Here is a 17,247-nt window from a genome sequence, read left to right on the forward strand (position 1 = left end):
TGCAATCAGTAATGAACGCATCAGATTTTCCTCGCCTGAACCACAGTAAACAGCCCTTGTGGACGCGCCAATAGAACCAGAACCATGATCAGATAAGGCATGACCACTTCCATTTCCGGAGCCAGGTAAACGCAGAAGGAACGCGACAAGCCAATCATCAGCGCCGTCAGTAAGGCGCCGGTGATTTGTCCCAGGCCGGCACTCGCGACAACCGCAAAGGAGAGCACGATCATGTCCGCGCCAATCCCCGGCACCAGGGAAGTGGTGGGTGAGGCCAGTGCCCCGCCAAGCGCACCGAGCACTGCCCCGACTACGAACGTCAGGTAGGCGATGCGCTTCGCGTTAATGCCCAGCGCGGTAGCGACCTCGCGATCGTGGGTCACCGCGACGATCTGTTTGCCTGTCAGTGTCTGATTCAGAAACCATTTGAGAGCAAAGTAGACCGCGACGGCAGCGCCAGGTACGAAGAACAGCTGATAGTTCATGTACACGACGCCCATCAACTCAGAGGTGCCCATCTGATTGACTACATCGGCGACAAAGTACGGTTGCGTGCCCCAGACCAGACGTTGAACGTCCTCGAAGATCATGAATGCCCCAAACGTCACCAGCAGTTGCAGGATCGGGTCGCGGTCTTGAAAGCGTCTGAGCAGCAGCATCAGCACAGTACCCATCACCACGCCGACGGCAATTGCGCCGGTGACGAGCAGGATTACCGAGAAAAAAGCCGATTCGCTCCCTTGCCCGAGCCATAAGCCCAGCGATGCAGCACCGTAGCCGCCAAATGCGTAGAGGCTGCCGTGCGCCACATTCAGGATGCGCACGACTCCGAAGATGAAGGTAAGGCCAAGCGCAACGAGAAACAGCAGGCCCGCGTATGACATTCCGTCCAGCAATGCCAGGATGAAAATATCGCGGCTCATGGCTGGGTACTTGCGGGTTTAACTTCCTCCAACAGTGCTGGCGTTACGGTCTTGACCCACTCGGAAGACTTCTGGCCCGCCGGCGTGGTGATCCGGTCGGCCTGCACCAGCATGATGTCTTTGAGCACTTTGAATTTGTAATCAGGGCTGGAGGTGGTCATGCCGAACAGTTGAGTTTCCATACCTTGGCCATCCTCGGCTCGAATCCGTACCGGGCTGGTCAAACCACGAAACTCCAGGCCGCGAAACGCACTGGCAAGTTGCTCCTCGTCCGGCCATTTGCCGCCGTTGTCAGCGATGGACTTACGGAAGGCCGCGCTCATGCCGTCGAGCGCCTGGATCATGTGATAAACCGAATAGATGGGATACGAGCCAGTGCGGGCTTTGAATTTTTCGACAAACGCTTTGTGCCGAGCGTCGTTGACATATTGAGGGTGGAGGAAATAGTGATCGCCGCGCGCGCCAATCAGCACTCCGTCCGGAAGCACGCTGCCAAGTCGCTCCAGGGAAGTTTCACCCAGTGGCAAGAAAAACTGCGAAGTGCGCAACAAGCCGCGCTGGCTTGCTTGCCTGATAAACGTATCGAGATCACCACCCCAGGAGGTGCTCAAGATAACGTCAGGTCGCAGCACCTGCAGCCGGCTGACTTCTGCGGAAAAATCGGAAGCACCAAACTTGGGGAACAGTTCTGCCACGATCTTTACATCAGGCTTGAGCTGTTTAAGAGTGGCACTGAATATTTCCCAGGAGTCGCGGCCCCATGCGTAGTCCTGATTGACCACTGCAATGGTTTTGAAATCGGGTTTGGTTTTAAGCAGGTAGAGAACGCTGGAAACCATTTCGGTCACTGCGTTCGCCTGGGTACGGAAGACGTATTTATAGTCATGGCCTTCCAAGGCTTTTTCAGTGCCGCAATCCCAAAGGATATTGACCACTTTCAGGTCTTCGGCTACCGGGGCCAGGGTGTTGCAGTTCCCACTGGAGATGGACGCAAGCATCACTTTCGCGCCTTGCTCTTGAACCACGCGGCGATACTCGGAAAGAAGACGGTCGCCCCCAACGCCTTCATCGATGAAGGTCGGCTCGATTTTCACACCCTCAATGCCGCCTGCCGCATTCAGCTCCTCGATGTACATTTCGGCAGCCACTTTGGCCGGCATCCCGAAAACGGAGGCTGATCCCGACATAAACGTCGTGATACCTATCTTGAGCACTTCTGGTTTTGCAGAGTCCGCATAGGCCGGGAGCGTTGAAAGCCCCATGGCAGCGCACGTGAGAAGACGGAAAGCGAGGGAATGCAGCTTGTTCTTGCGCATGGGAGAGGCCTCTTGGGCTGTTGTTGTTTTTGTTATTTGCAGCGAATTACAGGTTGCCGCTACGGGTGTGTTAGGGGAATTTGCTTTTGTCTAACCCCGCGTTCGTGAGCGCTGAATGGTCAAGTCGACCTGTTAATGGACAACCGTGCGCAGGGAAAGGTAGTCCAAGGCTGCGACAACTGCCGCGCCTGCTGTCACCTGGACAAGGCAGGGATAGACGAAATTGAGGAGGGCGGGTGACGATAATCCAGGGGGCAGCGATGATTTTTTCACGACGTCACGGCCCCATTGCCAGGGCAGTCGGGAAGCAAAATGAAAAAGGCGCTGTAATATCACTTTAACATCAGCGTGTCAGGATATGAGCTTTAGTCAGCCACGATGACGCGAGCATGCAGGCAGAACAGTTCACATTCATGCGACCAACACTGCCCAGGGACCATCGCTGTGCAGATGATTTGTGCAACGAGGTGCCCGGCATCGACTCGGACAGCACCAACATCAAGGTCATGGACATCTTCACCGCGCATCGCGAGATGGTGTGTCTTGCCGTGGTCGAGGGCGAGCGACCCATTGGGCTGATCAATCGAAATATCTTCATGTCGCAGATGAGCAAACCCTTTCACCGCGAGCTGTATGACCGCAAGAGCTGCATTGCGTTTATGGACAAAGAGCCCTTGGTGGTCGATTCCGGAATGAGCATCGAGGAACTGACCTTCAAAACGGTGGAGTTTGGCGAAAAAGCGCTTGCTGACGGTTTCATCGTGACCCGTGAAGGCCGGTTCGCAGGTCTGGGCAATGGCTTGCAGTTGATGGCGGTAGTGGCTGCCATGCAAGCGGAAAAGAACCGTCAGATGATGCAGAGCATTGAGTACGCCAGCGTCATTCAACGGGCCATGCTCAGAGCTTCCCGCGATGCATTGGCCTCAACGCTGGATGACGCCGCGCTGTTGTGGGAACCACGCGATGTAGTGGGCGGCGATTTCTATCATTTTTGTGCCTATCCCGAGGGCTGGTTCGGGGCAATCGCCGATTGCACGGGGCATGGCGTGCCGGGCGCCTTCATGACCTTGATTGCGTCGTCGTCGCTGACCCAGGCGCTGGGGCAAATCGGGCCGCGCGACCCTGCCGCTCTTTTATCTGCGGTGAACCGTGGCGTGAAGGGGTTGCTCGGACAGATCGATGGGCTGGATGGCACACCGGAATCAGATGACGGACTGGATGCGGCGTTTTTCTGGTTCGACAACGCCACGCAGGTGCTGAGTTTCGCGGGTGCGCGCATGTCACTGCACGTACTGCATACAGACTCGGAGCAGCTTCAGACCTTCGTAGGCCAGCGGATGGGTGTCGGCTACGTCGATAGCGATTATGACTTTGAGTGGGTGCCCGCCGCCGTGCCGATGTTGCCTGGCAGCATTCTCTTCATCGCCACCGATGGGCTTACCGATCAGATCGGCGGACCTAAAGGCATTGGCTTTGGCAAGCGCAAGGCCTTCGACACAATACTGCAACATCGTGCCCAGCCATCAGCGGCCATCTGTGACGCTTTAAAAAATACGCTGCTCAACTGGCAGGGCGAGCAAACCCGTCGGGATGACTTGACCCTGTTCTGTGCCCGCCTCAGGAATCAAAATGCTTAATTCATCTAGCGTTCAACAGGATGGTTCATTCTTCGAATTGGCCAGTCGACAAAACGTGATTTTCTATCACAAGGGTTACTTCTCCCACCATGTTATTTCGGCAATGGCGGAGGTGGTCAAACTCCAGCTGGAGATCTCAGGAGTGAGTGGGCCAACGAGACGCAAGTTGTTTTCGTCTTTCGTCGAACTTTCGCAGAATATTATTCACTATTCCTCCGACGCTCTTGGAGCAGCTCTTTCCGAGAATTCGGTGCTTCGCCAGGGCGCTGTCTGCATCAGTACCGAAGGCGAGCGCCATCTGATGCTTTGCGCCAACCCCATTGCGACGACAGATGTCGAGCGCCTGCGGGAAAAGCTGGAGCCTTTGCGCAACATGTCACTTGAAGAAATCAAGGCTGCTTACAAGGTAACGTTGCGCTCGGAGACTCCTGCAGACAGCAAGGGCGCCGGGCTGGGTTTTCTGACCATGGCGCGAGACGCAAGCGCCCCCTTGGAGTTTGGCTTTCACCCGAGAGCAGATGATCCCGACACCACATTGTTCTGCCTCAAAGCGATCATTTGAAATGAGTGGCCTATCTAGCATGGATAATTTCTACATCGAAGCAACCGCAACTTCGCCGGAGATCGATTTTCGCTTTGATCAGGATCTTCTTTCGATGAAGGGCGAGTCGTACCCGGAAAATGCCGCTGCTTTTTATGCTCCTGTCGTGCAGCAACTACGCGCTTTTCTGCTTGAGCGAGACAGCGCAACCATCACCGTTAATATCGCACTGGCCTATTTCAATAGTTCCAGCACCAAAATCCTGTTCAACATATTCGATGCCCTGGATCAAGCTGCCCAGGCTGGAAACCGCATCGAGGTGAACTGGTATCACGACGAAGAAGACGAAACGATTTTTGAATTCGGCGAGGAATTGAAGGCTGACTTCACGGCGGTCACGTTCAACGACCATCCAATCACCACTTGATGAGGATGACGGTCATGTCAGCTTCAGTCACACCCATTTGCGCTTCGAGTGACGCGGTTCCTGACTTGTTTAAAAACGAGACGGATGCGCTCGAACATGCCCGCTCGATCCTGGCTGTGACGGATGCCGAGGCATCAATCTACAGGCGATCACTGGCTGATCTTGCCTCTCATTACGAGCGACTGCTGCGCGAAATGCGCCGGTTGATCGGCAGAAGCGACCGTGCCGAGCGAGAAATGAATTTGCTCAATACGCAGTTGCAGACGCTGGCGGGCCAGCTTGAATACCGTGCCACTCACGACGCCCTGACCGGAATACTCAATCGCGGGGCGATCATCGAGCTGGCGGTCCAGGCGCTGCAGAAAAACGGTGCCGTGCTGGTGGTGCTGGACATTGACCACTTCAAGCACGTGAATGACGAGTTTGGTCATCCCGCCGGCGACGCGGTCATCCAGGGCATTGTCGGGTGCCTGCGCAAGGTGGTTGCAGACACTGGCAAGATCGGTCGCGTCGGCGGCGAGGAGTTCACAGTGTTGATTGCCGGTGAAGACCTGACGCGTGGACTGGAACTGGCAGAAGCCATGCGCGACGCGATTGCCAGCCATGTATTCGCCGATCCGGTAAACCGGCAAATCACCGCGAGCTTTGGCGTCAGCGCCAGCGCCTGTGGGACGACCTTTGACACCGCTTACGGCTCGGCCGACGCAGCGTTATATCGCGCCAAGCGGGCGGGGCGAAATCGTGTGGAGCAAGCTGAAGAATTGTGATGCCGAGTCAATACCTCATGTCGGCTTTCAATCAGGCGCTGCGCTTTTGCCCTGGCACCGCCGCCAGCAGCTCCTGGGTATAGGCCGCCTGCGGGTTTTTGAAGACTTGGTCGGTCGTCCCTTGTTCAACCACCTTGCCGTGACGCAGCACCAACACCTGATGCGCGACATTGGCAACGACCGCCAGATCATGGGAAACGAGCAGGTAGGCCAATCCCAGTTCGGTCTGTAGTTCGGCCAGCAGATCGAGAATCTGTGCTTGAACCGAGACGTCCAAAGCCGACACCGGCTCATCCAGAAGCAATAAGTCCGGTTGCAGCGATAACGCACGAGCGATGGCAACGCGCTGGCGTTGCCCGCCTGATAGTTCGCGAGGTAACCGGTCCAGAAAGGTCACTGGCAGATGAACTCGCTCCATCAGTTTGCGCGCTGCTTGTTCAAGCTCTCGCCCCTTTAGTCGGCCAAATGACACCAGCGGTTCTATCACGCTTTCGAAAATAGTCATGCGCGGATCAAGTGCGGCGAAGGGGTTCTGCTGTACCAGTTGCATGCGCTGGCGAAGGGGGCGAAATTCCCTCCAGCTGAGGTTGGTAACGTCTCGGCCGTCAAAGATTATGCGGCCTTCAGTGGGCTGCTCCAGTCCCAATGCAATGCGCAAGGCAGTGCTCTTGCCGGAACCTGACTCGCCGACGATCGCCACTGTCTGACCGGGGTAAACCTCCAGACTGACACCCTGTAATGCCTGAAATGAAGTCGGCTCGCCTTTGTGTCTGGGCAGCTGGAAGGTCTTGCTGATTCCCTCCACAGACAAAAGCCTCGTGCCGTTGGCCGCCGGTATTGGCGATAGACGCGTACGGGTGCTGAAGGCAGGGGCTGCCGCGATAAGCGCTCGGGTATACGGTTGAGAAGGAAACTCAAGGACCTGCGCCGGAGGACCTTGCTCGATAAGCTGACCGTCTTTCATCACCAACAGACGGTCAGCACGATCTGCCGCCACCGCCAGGTCGTGGGTGATGATCAGCAGTGATATGTCTCGCTCGGCCACCAGATTCTGCAAGTGATCGAGGATTTTGCGTTGTACCGTCACGTCGAGCGCGCTGGTGGGTTCGTCGGCAATGATAAGCCGTGGATTGCCCGCCAACGCGATGGCGATCAGCACGCGCTGGCGCATACCTCCGGACAGTTCGTGGGGATACTGGCGGGCGCGCAACAATGGCTGGTCAAGCCCGACCCGTTCCAGCAGCTCGATAATGTCCGCGTCAACAGTAAGGTAACGTCGACCCTGAGCCTGAATCAGCGCCTCGCCAATCTGCTGCCCGATGCGCAACGTGGGGTTGAGCCCAACCATCGGGTCCTGGGGCACGAGACTTACGGTGCGGCCGCGCAGCCTTTGCCACTCACGCTCGCTGGCGTGGGTAACCTCCTTGCCGTCAACGCGTAACTGGCCTTTATCGATGCTCGCATTTCCCGGCAGCAGGCCCAGCAGAGCATTGGCCAGCGTGGATTTACCCGATCCGGATTCGCCGACAATTGCTAGGGTTTCGCCACGCTGCACGGTGAACGACACGCCGCGGACTGCAGACATCGACTGACCGCTGGCGCGATACGACACGTGCAGATCGGTGACTTCAATGAGGGGCAGCGGGGAATTCATCGTGGGTTTTCCTCCAGCGTACGAGCGATATGGTTGACGCTGAACACCACGGCCACCAGAAACAGGCCGGGCAGCAAAGGCACCCAGGGAGCGGTCATCAGGAAGGAGCGGCCGTTGGCGATCAGCGTTCCCCATTCAGCCGCAGGCGGTGCCGCGCCAAAACCGAGAAAACTCAAGCCTGCCGTGGCGAGAATCGCGGCGCCAAAATCCAGGGTCGCCAGAACCGCTACCGGCCCCCATGCGTTGGGTAATACATGGCGCAGCAAGGTGCGTGTCCAGCTTGCGCCGCCGAGGCGAGCGGCTTCGACATAAGGAAGGGTTTTGATTCGCAGCACTTCCGCCCGGGTCGTGCGCGCAAAGCCGGGGATTATGCCGACGCCTACGGCGATTGCGACGGGCACTGTGCCGAAACCGATTGCCGTCACGATGGCCAGCGCGAGGAGCAGGCCGGGCAGGGCGAGCATGACGTCAATCAGGCGCATGAGTATCGTGTCCAGACGCCCACCGGCAAAGCCGGCCAGAATGCCCAGCCCTAGACCGCCAACTAACGCAATACCCACTGCCAGCAGTGCGGCCGTGACTGACAGGCGTGATCCATAAACCACGCGGCTGTACAAATCGCGGCCAAGCTCGTCGGTACCGAACCAGTGAGCGGCGCCTGGCGACACCAGTTTGGCAATGGGCGCAGTCGCATAAGGATCCGCATGGCTCAGTAGCCCCGGGACGAGTGCTGAGAGCAGTGCAAAACCGACGACTGCCAGGGCCAGCAGAAATCCGGGACGGCGCAGCAAAGGCGCCACGGCAATGCGAGCCCGTTGCCACCGGGTTCGCGGTCGCCAGACCGGGGCCGGGCTGAGGTGTCCGGGGAACGTCTCAAGCAACATCTCGGTGGTAGCAGCCATCAGGCAATCCTCGGCGTATGAGTGATGCGTGGATCAAGAAGGGGGTAGAGCAGGTCCACGACGAGGTTGACCACGACGAATGCCGCTGCTGCCACGCTGACGATAGCCAGAACCACCGGGATGTCCTGGCGCAGAACGGCCTCCTGAGCCAGACGGCCTATGCCGCTGCGCGCAAAGATGGTCTCCACCAGCACAGCACCGGACACGGTGTTACCGACCTGTAAGCCAATCAAGGTGAGCAGCGGTAAAGCAGCGTTCTTGAAGGCATGGCGCCGCTGCACTTGCGCACGGCTCAGGCCTTTTGCGTACGCGGTCGCGAGGTAAGGCTCATGACGGACACCCTGAAAGCCTCGCAGTAACACCTGGGCGTAAACCGCCGCGCTAGGGATAGCCAAGGTGATCGCGGGCAACACAAGGCTGGACACACCTTGATTGCCGGTGGATGGCAGCCAGCCAAGGCTGAATGCGAACACCTGGATCAGCAGCAAGCCCATCCAGAAAACCGGTACGGAAAAACCCAGCGAAGGCACCCGGGCCAAGGCCTTTTTCAGGGGGCGCCAGCGCACATAGGCCGCCAGATATCCCAGCCCGATACCGCCAGTCAACGACAACACAATGGCCACGCCTGCCAGCGCCAACGTTTGAGGCAGCCGTTCGGTGAGTAGCTCGGCCACCGGGCGGTTCAGCGCGATCGACTGGCCAAAGTCGCCGTGCACCGCGCCCAGCACCAGGCTGACGTATTGCTGAAGCACGCTTTGGTCGAGGCCGTAATAGGCGCGAGCCTTGGCAAGATCTGCCGCCGAGAGTGAATCGATCTCGACGCCGGATGCGCTCAGCATGATCGAGAGTGGGTCGCCCGGAAGCAGGTACAGAATGAAATAGGCGACCGTATAGGCACCCCATAACACCAGAACAGCCTGACCGATTCGGCCGATCACATAGCGACTCATGGTTGTTTGAGCTCAATGTCGTTGAGCAGCGCAAAGCCCTCGGCAGTCCAGCGGAAGTTGTGTACCCGCTGGCTGGTCGCGGCTTGCCACACCCGCTCATAGATCGGAAATGCCGAGGCCTCGTCAATGAGCAGATCCTGTAGCGCGCCGTAGGCCTGGGCCCGCTGGTCGCTGGAGGTTGCCGTCATTCCTGCGTCAAACAGCGCCTGTGCCTTGGGCAACGTTTGCGGGGTGTACAGGTTGGTCGCCACAGTGGAGCTGTTGGCCGTTCGTGGATCAATGATGGTTTGCAGAATGATCGGGTCGGCGCGCGTCATGTAGGTGGAGGTCAGGTCATAGTTGCCGGCGGCGTTAGCGGCTGCCCAGTCAGCAGTGGTCAAAACGTTGAGCTTGAGATCAATGCCGACCTGGCGCAGCTGATCCTGGATCAGAACGTCGCCGGCGGTTTCTGCGACCTGCAGGTTGTAGGTTAGCTTGAGGCGCTTGCCGTTCTTGACTCGGTACCCGTCAGCACCCGGCACCCAGCCAGCGTCATTGAGCAGTTGCCGCGCGCCGACGGGATCGAAGACGAGCTTGGCGCTCTGATTTTTGAAAAATGGAGTGGTTGTGTCGTAAAGGCTGCTGACTACCGGGAATTGCTGGCTATAAACGGTCGAGGCATAGGTCTTGCGGTCAATGGCCTTTTGCAGCGCCTGGCGTATTGCAGCGTCGCCGAGGAGGCGGTCACCACGGGTATTCGGAAACCAGTTCAGGGCCGGGCCAGGCAGTGAGCGGCTCTGGATTGTGGCTTTTTTCGACTCGAACAGTTTGCTATCCACTTCGGAAAAAGGTGCACGAGGCCAGAGTATGTCGAGCTGGCCCTGCACAAATTGGCCGTTACGCACGCTTTCCTCGGGAATGTAGGTCACGTCAACCTTGTCCAGGTGCGCTTCGCCCCGATTCCGCGCGTTGGCTGAGGGCCAGGCGTAACCGGTTCGCTTGAGGAGCCGCAGGCCAGACTCCGGGGTGTAGTGCTCAAGCACGAACGGCCCGGTGCCGATAATTGCCCCAAGTGAGCGTTCCTTGGCAGTTTTGGCGTAGCTTTCCGGCGCGAGGATCGCCAGGTTGGTGGTGGAGGTAGCTTGCAGGAAACCGGCATTCGGGCGCGCCAGAATGAGTTTTACCGTGAAGTCGTCAACGACCTCGGCATGATCGTAGCCCGCGAGGTAAGTTGCACCGAAGGTCGCAGGCAGTTGCTCGGCGAAAGCCTTGTCGGAATCAAAAGCGGTCTTCACCGCGTGGGCGTCGAAGCGCGTGCCATTGCTGAACGTGACGTCCTTGCGCAGGTGGAAGGTGTACTGCAAGGCGTCCGCGCTGATGTCCCATCCTGTCGCCAGCCAGGGAATAATCTTGCCGGTTTGCGGGTCCTGATCAGTCAAGGACTCAGCAATGTTGCGCAACACGACCCGATGTTCCAGCCAGTAAACCTGGAAAGGATCGAGGCTGACGAGCGTGGTGTTATCCCGGAAAAACGCGATTTTCAGCGTTCCATTGTTGGTGTTCTGTTCGGCGGAAGGTGAGCAGCCGATCAGGCTTGACGAGATGGCCAGAATCGCGAGCCAGCGGTTTGGTGAACCGAAAAAAATCCGCTGCGCGCTGTTTGGCGGGGAGCCAGACGGCGTCGGCAGGGTGGGTGTAACGTCAGAAACGCAAGCCAGGGAACGTGTGCTCATGGGCAGTCATCAGTCAGGAGTGAGGGCTGACGCGGGAATGTCCCGGCAGGTTTCCTCAGACCGTAATCTTATGACTAAGAGCTGTAAAAGGCTTTTTTGATCTAAGCTAATTATGTGTTTGTTGAATGAAACAGCTATATGAATATGCGTCAGGATGAATTTGTAGCTGCTTTGCAGCGCGGCTGAGGGTCAGACTCTCGTCCAACCCTCCATACCTGGCGATCCGATCAGGTTTTAGTCTGGTTGGCCTGGCTCAATCACTTAGCGTACTCGCCTGCGGTGGCTTCACCGTGGTCCGGCGTCCCAGTATCACGGTGCCTACCACGCCAGCAGCAAATAGCCAGGTGACAGGTTCTATGTGCTCGCCGAACCACAGCGCGGAAAAGGCAATGGTGAAGAAGATCTGCAGCAACTGCACCTGGCCAACCCTGGCGATCCCGCCCATGGCCAGGCCGGCGTACCAGGCGAAAAAGCCGATGAATTGCGAGAACGGGGTGACGTAGCCGAACGCCCATAATGTTGGCGTGCTGATTGGCCCCTGATGCTGGAATGCCAGGTACAACACGGGGCCCAGCAAGACCGGGAATGCCAGCACCAATGCCCAGCAGATCACCTGCCAGCCGCCCATCTCCCGCGCCAGTCGCCCGCCTTCGGCATAACCCAGACCACCGAGGGCAATGGCAGCAAGCATCAGCAAGTCGCCGCTGCTGATGCTGCCGGCACCCTGAATCAACGCGTAGATCAACACCAACGCACTGCCCAGCGCGGCGCAGGCCCAGAATGCTCTGCACGGGCGTTCATGGGACAACCAGGCGGCGTACATCGCCACGATCAGCGGCTGCAGGCCGTTAACCAGTGCACCGTGGGAGGAGGGCAACGTTTGCATGGCCCACGCCGAGAGAACCGGAAAACCCACGATGACCCCGAGGATCACAAAGAACAGACCTTTGCACTGCTTCAAGGTTGGCCACTGTTCACGCCTCAGCAGCAACAGCGCCGCCGCTGGAATCGCGGCCACCAACGCGCGACCGAGGCCGTTCAGCAGAGGGTGAATTTCCTCGACCACGATGCGGGTCATGGGCAGGGTCAGGCTGAAAATTATAACGCCGAGCAGGCCGAGGGCCATGCCGGTGTTATCACGGGAGGTGAGGTTTGCTTGGAATTGATATTGAAGGCCGCATCTGGCAAAAAGCATGCGAAGTGTTCGGGGCTCGCATGCAGTTTATCCTTGAAGAAGCGTTGCGCAGCTTTAAACGACAGCCAGGCTTAGACGAACCTACACGGCTGTATGCATCGCAGGTCAGCCCCCGTGGATTACAGGTACTTGGCGATGCCATGGCTGCGTATTATGGCAACGTGAACGCTCCCAGGGGCACGGGCTACCTTAATATCCGATCACGTCTCAGAGCGCATCTGAGCCGCCATCTTCAATGGCAATTGATGCAGTTTCCGGAGTTGGGAGACGAATTTAGTGAGGACTATTTGGCCACCGATCTAGGGCTGTAGAACGCAGTTCTCGTTGCCACCGATGATTTTGGCTCCCGCTACGTCATTTATTGTGGCGCAGGATAGAGAAGTTCAACGCAGCAGCGACCGAAAGCCACAGCAGGTAGGGGAATAGAATAAGTCCTGTGACGATATCCAGCTGCAACGCCAGCAATACCATGGCGGCCACAATCATCCAGAGCAAAGCAAGAATCACCATCGCCACGCCGATTCGGTTCGCTCCAAAAAACACGGGTGTCCACAACGTATTGAGCGCAATTTGAGCTGCCCATAGCGCCAGCACGGTCTCGCTGCCTGGTAGTCCGGTTAGGCGATATCCTGCCCACGCCAGCAGTAGATAGATCGTCGTCCACGCCACTGGAAAGGCCCAATTCGGTGGAGTGAAGCTCGGCTTGTTAAGGGATTCGTACCAGGCCCCCGGCTGGAAGATGATGCCGGTTGCTCCAGCAGCGCAGCATGCAAGAAGGAAAATGTAGAAAGTCATATGTTGTCCTGGTATCCGAAGGGGCAGTCGCTATTCCAGGATTGGATGCCTACCCGATGAAAAAAGTCCGCCTCCACGTTTAAGAATCAACAGCGTCCAGTGCCTGGTACCACTCAGCGTATGGTGTATTACCCACCTTGTGCCTGTTGAAGTCCGGTGCACCGTCTTCCGACCAAACTGGGCCACGCTCTCCCAGGCCCCCCTTTGCTCTGTCGACAGCTGCTCTGGCGGTCTTAAGCTCGTCTGGATCTCCTGATGCTTTGGCTGCCTTTACTGCCCGCCGCGCAGCCATCAAGGCGTTCACCAGTCGCTGCCGTTCGTGTTTATCCAACGCAGGATTGGAACAGCGCCATAGCTTTCCGTTGACAACAAAATAACGACCGTCTGGTGTCGTAGGATTCATAAATCAGTATCCATTTCTATGACTCCTTCTCCCTACCTCAACAATGGTATGCACCCCGATACCACTCTCACCCAGCCTTATCAGGCTCGACAAGTGGCCAGTCCGCTAATACCCGGTATTGGCCTTTATGGGACTCGTAGAGCGCGAAACGGTCGGCTCGGAGCAAGAACTCTGGCTGACTATCTGCTTCCGGTACTGGAGATTGATAGTCTCGTGTCAGAGTCAAATGAGGTCGAAATTCTTTATGCTCCTGATCCTGCCCGAACGACGACATGGTCTGCTCTAGCGCATACGACAGTCGCATCAGCTCCGGAGGAGCATCTTCCGGTGTAAGCACTAAAACTTTTGATTTGCGCCATACCTCAAGCTGGTCAAGGACTACAGTCAGACGTTTTCCGGGTACCTTAACCGTCGATGTGGCTGCACAGATCTCTGCGATCTGAGCCTTATTAACAGTTCCCAGAAACAGCAGCGTGAGATGAAAGTTAGCTGCAGGAACTGGGCGACCGATCCGCAGCGAAAGCGATGACCGCCATCGGGAAATCGTCTTTCTCAGTTCAGCTGGGCAGCCTAAGGCAAAAAAAAGTCTCGATTGCGGTTCAATGCTCAACGTCATACCTCCCTTAACGCATATCTACCATGCCCTGATCGCTGTTAGCCGTGATGATGACGAAACCGTAGGGCTCATCAGGTTCGAAGCCTTGGTACACCTGCGCAAGGCCGGCGAAAAACATTGGTCTTTTGATCTTTGAGCGTGAATAACCTCTTTTTTGCTCCCAGCTCTTCATTTGGAAACGATTGTTTCCTATACTAGCTCCATGAATATCAAAACTGACATGTCCATCCCTCCAGGTCGCCCCCGTGAGTTTGACACCGACACGGCGTTGGACAAGGCGATCACGCGCTTTAGTGAATATGGGTTCCACGGCACCTCGATCTCCGATTTGAATGCGTGCCTGGGCCTGACATCGGGCAGCATCTACAAGGCTTGGGGCGACAAGCGAGGCCTATTTCTGGCTGCGCTTGATCGCTATATGGCGCTACGCGCCAAGGCGATTGCCGCTTGCTTGGCGAGGGAGAGTTCAGGGCGCGACAAAATCGAGGCTCTGCTCACTCACTATGCTCGCCTTAGCTGCGAGGCTGCAGGCCGTACAGGATGTTTAGTTGTCGAAACTACCGTCGAGCTTTCGCAGGCCGACAGCGAGATTGCAAGTTTGATTGCTACACAGCAGAACAGGCGAGAAGCCCAGCTCCGTCGCCTGATCGAAGAGGGCCAGCTAGATGGCTCTATTCGCGAGCAGCTCAACGCCTCCAATCTAGCAAAACTGCTCCTGACGCTTCAGCAGGGTATGCGGGTAGTAGGCAAAACGGGATCAGATACTAAGCAGATGCTTGGAATGGTTTGCGAGCTGATGAAATTGCTTGAATAGCATTTTAACCAATTAGGAAACGATCAATTCCATTTTCGGGAGAAAGTTATGCGCGTTCGATCAGAGCAACCAGGGCATGTCGGTACGGATTTCATGAAGAGAACAGATTTCTGGCAGCAATTTCGCCATGCGAGTGCGCGAGTTGGCGATGTCAATATTCACTACGTCGAAGGAGGTGAAGGCCCACCTATTTTACTGATTCCTGGCTGGCCACAGAGCTGGTATGCATGGCGTTACGTGATGCCGCAATTGGTGGCTGCCGGCTATCGAGTCATTGCGGTCGATCCCCGTGGCATGGGGGAAAGTGACGCGCCTGTAGGCGACTATGATCTGGCTACTGTTGCCACCGAACTGCACCGTTTTGCAGAAACTATCGGGCTGTTCGAGAAGGGGCCAATCGATGTGGCTGGGCACGACGTGGGCACGTGGATCGCCTATGCGTGGGCCGCCGACTGGCCCTCGGATATCCGGCGTGTCGCGGTGCTTGACGCTTTGATTCCCGGAGTTTCAGCGCCACGTACTGATCTGTCCGCCGATGAGGCTAACCGACGCAGTTGGCATTTTGCGTTCAACCAACTCGATGACCTGCCCGAGCTGCTGATTAGCGGACGCGAAGAGATGTTTCTCACTTGGCTGTTTCGAGCCAAGGCAATGCAGCCTTGGACTATTACAGCCGAGGATATTGCTGTCTATGCGCGCCAGCTTGCCGCGCCTGGCGCACTGCGAGCAGTGACCGGGTACTACCAGTCAGCCTTGTCACCTGAAGGGATCGCCGCAAATCGCCTTCGCGCTGGGAAACTGCTCGAAATTCCGGTTCTGGCATTAGGAGCAGAGCGAGGGGTTGGCGATCATATCGTTAAAGCATTGCAGGCCTTGGCAAAAAATGTACGAGGTGAAGTGATTCTCAACGCCGGCCACTACCTGCCAGAAGAGGCCGCCAATCGAGTGGCCGACTTGTTGGTAAGCTTTTTCAAGCCAGAAGGGAAATAGCGTGCCCCTGTTCTATTTTTTCCTCGCCGTTGCCGCCGGAGTGATGCTCCCTTTACAGGCGGTGGTGAATGCCCGCTTGGCACGTTCAGTAGGAGGCCCCCTGTGGGCAGCAGCTCTGTCCGCGTTGGTGGTAGCAGCGGTACTTGCATGCATCGCTTTGGCGGCAGGTAAGCCGTGGCCAAGACCCTCTCAGATGACGGGCCTGCCTTGGTGGGCTTGGATCGGCGGGTTGTGTGGCGCCGTGGTGCTGTCAGCGACCACAGCCGTTGCTCCCCGGATCGGCGCTGCCAGCATGATTGCATTGGTGATGTCAGGGCAAGTTTTTGCGGCCATGGCACTGGATCGTCTGGGCTGGTTTGAAATGACGGTACAACCGTTAAGCGTTCAACGAATGGCGGCGGCTAGCTTGCTTATCGCGGGGGCGGTGTTGATGAGTGTCTAGGTTTTCAAGAAAGGTTGGACACCAAGTCGCGGATCAATATGCTATCGATGAAGAATCGGTCGTAAATGCTAACCACATTGGAGCCGTTTGCGGCCTCAACATACTGTTAACAGGTTGGGCCTATGAAGGGTCTGAAAGCCAAAGCACTCGTTACCGGAGCATGCTAAGGGCATTGGCGCTGCCATCGCGAAAACAGTAGCTGCGCAAGGTGCTACAGTGATTGTCGGTAAGCCATTAGCCAATCGGCGGCGCAAACGATAGTCGCTCAAATTACAGCGGTGGGATGGCGAGCAACGGCAGCAGATGGAGATGTCACTCAAGCTGAAGACGCCGAAGCTCAGTCTTCAGCATACGAAGGCAGTGACAGAGGCTCGATCAGCTGTGGCCCTTGGTTGCGAACGTTGCCTACATCCTTGCCAACTGGGTACCAGTGGAATTTTTCGAATGGCCGGCCATGCTCCAGCGCGACTTCTCGTGCTCGGCGTGTTTGGGGGCGAAAACCATGGGCTGCGGATCATGGATACCTACTACCTGCCTGCTGTTCTTGCAGCCCCGATACAGCTATTCATTCCGCTAAAGGACGGAAAAACACATTGCCGAACTCCGCTCTGGCCCTCCGTCAGTGCCTGGAATTGCTGGTGTAAAAGCACGAACCCTTTTCAAAGAGTGGATGTTCCCAATGCTACCGAGATTTTAAAGCAGCTCCGTGATGTTCGACGTTTCCTAGTGGACTTGCCCCTGCAAAATCGTCCCACCGCTAACGTTTAATTGACTTGGATAGCTTCCGCGTTAGTCGCGTTACTTTCGCCTGCTTCACTTGGACACGCTTATCGATTGTTGATCAAAGCTGAATAGTAATGTCGTATCACGCCTAATTATCTTTTCGGCTAAGCAATTCACTATTGCCTCACGTTAAGCCACCCATCCCGTGAGGATCCTCCAATGAACTGCGCGCTGATAACGACTCAACTCATTCGCTTCCTTGTACTTGGTATAGCGGGCCTCGCAGTCATTGGTTGCATACCCCAAGCACCATCCGATCCCGAAACCGCCTATCAGGACAGCAGAATGAAAGCCTCAATCACTTATTTGCACCTGCTTCGCCACACGCCTTTTTTTACCGAGCTCAACGATGATCAGTTGAAGTGGGTAATCAAACACTC

18 protein-coding genes and 2 pseudogenes are annotated in these 17,247 nt (G+C 56.8%); 9 read left to right on the plus strand and 11 right to left on the minus strand.

Going from position 1 to position 17,247, the window contains the following annotated elements; all coding sequences use genetic code 11:
* Nucleotides 1-20: 20 nt before the first annotated feature.
* The gene (locus ACP7E4_RS15140) at nucleotides 21-923 is read right to left on the minus strand and encodes a branched-chain amino acid ABC transporter permease (RefSeq protein ID WP_426115637.1); all 903 of its coding nucleotides are present in this window, start codon (nucleotides 921-923) and stop codon (nucleotides 21-23) included.
* Nucleotides 920-2,239 carry an ABC transporter substrate-binding protein gene (locus ACP7E4_RS15145; protein WP_426115639.1) on the minus strand — a complete coding sequence of 440 codons (1,320 nt, stop codon included), beginning with the start codon at nucleotides 2,237-2,239 and terminating at the stop codon, nucleotides 920-922. Before ACP7E4_RS15145 ends, ACP7E4_RS15140 begins: the two co-directional genes overlap by 4 nt.
* A gap of 413 nt (nucleotides 2,240-2,652) precedes the next feature.
* Between ACP7E4_RS15145 and ACP7E4_RS15150 the strand changes: the two genes are divergently transcribed.
* The 4 genes from ACP7E4_RS15150 to ACP7E4_RS15165 are packed head-to-tail and all read left to right on the plus strand — an operon-like array spanning nucleotide 2,653 to nucleotide 5,611.
* Nucleotides 2,653-3,876 carry a SpoIIE family protein phosphatase gene (locus ACP7E4_RS15150; protein WP_426115641.1) on the plus strand — a complete coding sequence of 408 codons (1,224 nt, stop codon included), beginning with the start codon at nucleotides 2,653-2,655 and terminating at the stop codon, nucleotides 3,874-3,876.
* The gene (locus ACP7E4_RS15155) at nucleotides 3,869-4,438 is read left to right on the plus strand and encodes a SiaB family protein kinase (protein WP_426115643.1); all 570 of its coding nucleotides are present in this window, start codon (nucleotides 3,869-3,871) and stop codon (nucleotides 4,436-4,438) included. The genes ACP7E4_RS15150 and ACP7E4_RS15155 overlap by 8 nt, the downstream gene beginning before the upstream one ends.
* Before the next feature lie 19 nt (nucleotides 4,439-4,457).
* Complete coding sequence (locus ACP7E4_RS15160) at nucleotides 4,458-4,844, plus strand: DUF1987 domain-containing protein (protein WP_426115645.1); 387 nt, start codon at nucleotides 4,458-4,460, stop codon at nucleotides 4,842-4,844.
* Between the two features lie 14 nt (nucleotides 4,845-4,858).
* The gene (locus ACP7E4_RS15165) at nucleotides 4,859-5,611 is read left to right on the plus strand and encodes a GGDEF domain-containing protein (protein WP_426115647.1); all 753 of its coding nucleotides are present in this window, start codon (nucleotides 4,859-4,861) and stop codon (nucleotides 5,609-5,611) included.
* Between the two features lie 31 nt (nucleotides 5,612-5,642).
* Here ACP7E4_RS15165 and ACP7E4_RS15170 read toward each other — a convergent pair whose 3' ends face one another.
* The 6 genes and pseudogenes from ACP7E4_RS15170 to ACP7E4_RS15195 form a co-directional block, all read right to left on the minus strand.
* Nucleotides 5,643-6,416, minus strand: a complete 774-nt coding sequence (locus ACP7E4_RS15170) for an ABC transporter ATP-binding protein (protein WP_426115678.1) — start codon at nucleotides 6,414-6,416, stop codon at nucleotides 5,643-5,645.
* 81 nt (nucleotides 6,417-6,497) lie between these two features.
* Nucleotides 6,498-7,265, minus strand: a pseudogene (locus ACP7E4_RS15175) (ABC transporter ATP-binding protein); the annotation flags it as partial.
* The gene (locus tag ACP7E4_RS15180; protein WP_426115649.1) at nucleotides 7,262-8,167 is read right to left on the minus strand and encodes an ABC transporter permease; all 906 of its coding nucleotides are present in this window, start codon (nucleotides 8,165-8,167) and stop codon (nucleotides 7,262-7,264) included. The gene ACP7E4_RS15180 and the pseudogene ACP7E4_RS15175, both read right to left, overlap by 4 nt.
* Entirely contained in the window at nucleotides 8,167-9,117 is a 951-nt protein-coding gene (locus ACP7E4_RS15185; protein ID WP_426115651.1) for an ABC transporter permease, read from the minus strand. Before ACP7E4_RS15185 ends, ACP7E4_RS15180 begins: the two co-directional genes overlap by 1 nt.
* Nucleotides 9,114-10,829, minus strand: coding sequence for an ABC transporter substrate-binding protein (locus ACP7E4_RS15190; RefSeq protein ID WP_426115653.1), 1,716 nt, complete (start codon nucleotides 10,827-10,829; stop codon nucleotides 9,114-9,116). Before ACP7E4_RS15190 ends, ACP7E4_RS15185 begins: the two co-directional genes overlap by 4 nt.
* Nucleotides 10,830-11,082: 253 nt before the next feature.
* Complete coding sequence (locus tag ACP7E4_RS15195; RefSeq protein ID WP_426115655.1) at nucleotides 11,083-11,955, minus strand: DMT family transporter; 873 nt, start codon at nucleotides 11,953-11,955, stop codon at nucleotides 11,083-11,085.
* A 26-nt stretch (nucleotides 11,956-11,981) separates the two neighbouring features.
* Here ACP7E4_RS15195 and ACP7E4_RS15200 point away from each other — a divergent pair, with 26 nt between their 5' ends.
* On the plus strand, nucleotides 11,982-12,335 hold the full coding sequence (locus tag ACP7E4_RS15200) for a hypothetical protein (protein ID WP_426115657.1): 354 nt from the start codon (nucleotides 11,982-11,984) through the stop codon (nucleotides 12,333-12,335).
* A 43-nt stretch (nucleotides 12,336-12,378) separates the two neighbouring features.
* Here the strand turns inward: ACP7E4_RS15200 and tspO are convergent, their stop codons facing one another.
* The 3 genes from tspO to thpR form a co-directional block, all read right to left on the minus strand.
* Entirely contained in the window at nucleotides 12,379-12,819 is a 441-nt protein-coding gene (tspO, locus tag ACP7E4_RS15205; protein ID WP_426115659.1) for a tryptophan-rich sensory protein TspO, read from the minus strand.
* Nucleotides 12,820-12,898: 79 nt separating this feature from the next.
* A complete protein-coding gene (locus ACP7E4_RS15210) occupies nucleotides 12,899-13,222 on the minus strand; it encodes a hypothetical protein (protein ID WP_426115661.1) in 324 nt (107 codons plus the stop codon).
* A 67-nt stretch (nucleotides 13,223-13,289) separates the two neighbouring features.
* On the minus strand, nucleotides 13,290-13,838 hold the full coding sequence (gene thpR / locus ACP7E4_RS15215; RefSeq protein WP_426115663.1) for an RNA 2',3'-cyclic phosphodiesterase: 549 nt from the start codon (nucleotides 13,836-13,838) through the stop codon (nucleotides 13,290-13,292).
* A 202-nt stretch (nucleotides 13,839-14,040) separates the two neighbouring features.
* Here thpR and ACP7E4_RS15220 point away from each other — a divergent pair, with 202 nt between their 5' ends.
* The 4 genes and pseudogenes from ACP7E4_RS15220 to ACP7E4_RS15235 all read left to right on the plus strand — a co-directional run.
* Entirely contained in the window at nucleotides 14,041-14,652 is a 612-nt protein-coding gene (locus ACP7E4_RS15220) for a TetR/AcrR family transcriptional regulator (RefSeq protein ID WP_426115665.1), read from the plus strand.
* Between the two features lie 48 nt (nucleotides 14,653-14,700).
* The gene (locus ACP7E4_RS15225) at nucleotides 14,701-15,642 is read left to right on the plus strand and encodes an alpha/beta fold hydrolase (RefSeq protein WP_426115667.1); all 942 of its coding nucleotides are present in this window, start codon (nucleotides 14,701-14,703) and stop codon (nucleotides 15,640-15,642) included.
* A 1-nt stretch (nucleotide 15,643) separates the two neighbouring features.
* Entirely contained in the window at nucleotides 15,644-16,084 is a 441-nt protein-coding gene (locus tag ACP7E4_RS15230; protein WP_426115669.1) for a DMT family transporter, read from the plus strand.
* 942 nt (nucleotides 16,085-17,026) lie between these two features.
* Nucleotides 17,027-17,247 (plus strand): annotated as a pseudogene (locus ACP7E4_RS15235) (hypothetical protein); the annotation flags it as partial.

It is taken from the genome of Pseudomonas sp. DSP3-2-3 (genome assembly GCF_049898225.1).
Classification (GTDB): Bacteria; Pseudomonadota; Gammaproteobacteria; order Pseudomonadales; family Pseudomonadaceae; genus Aquipseudomonas.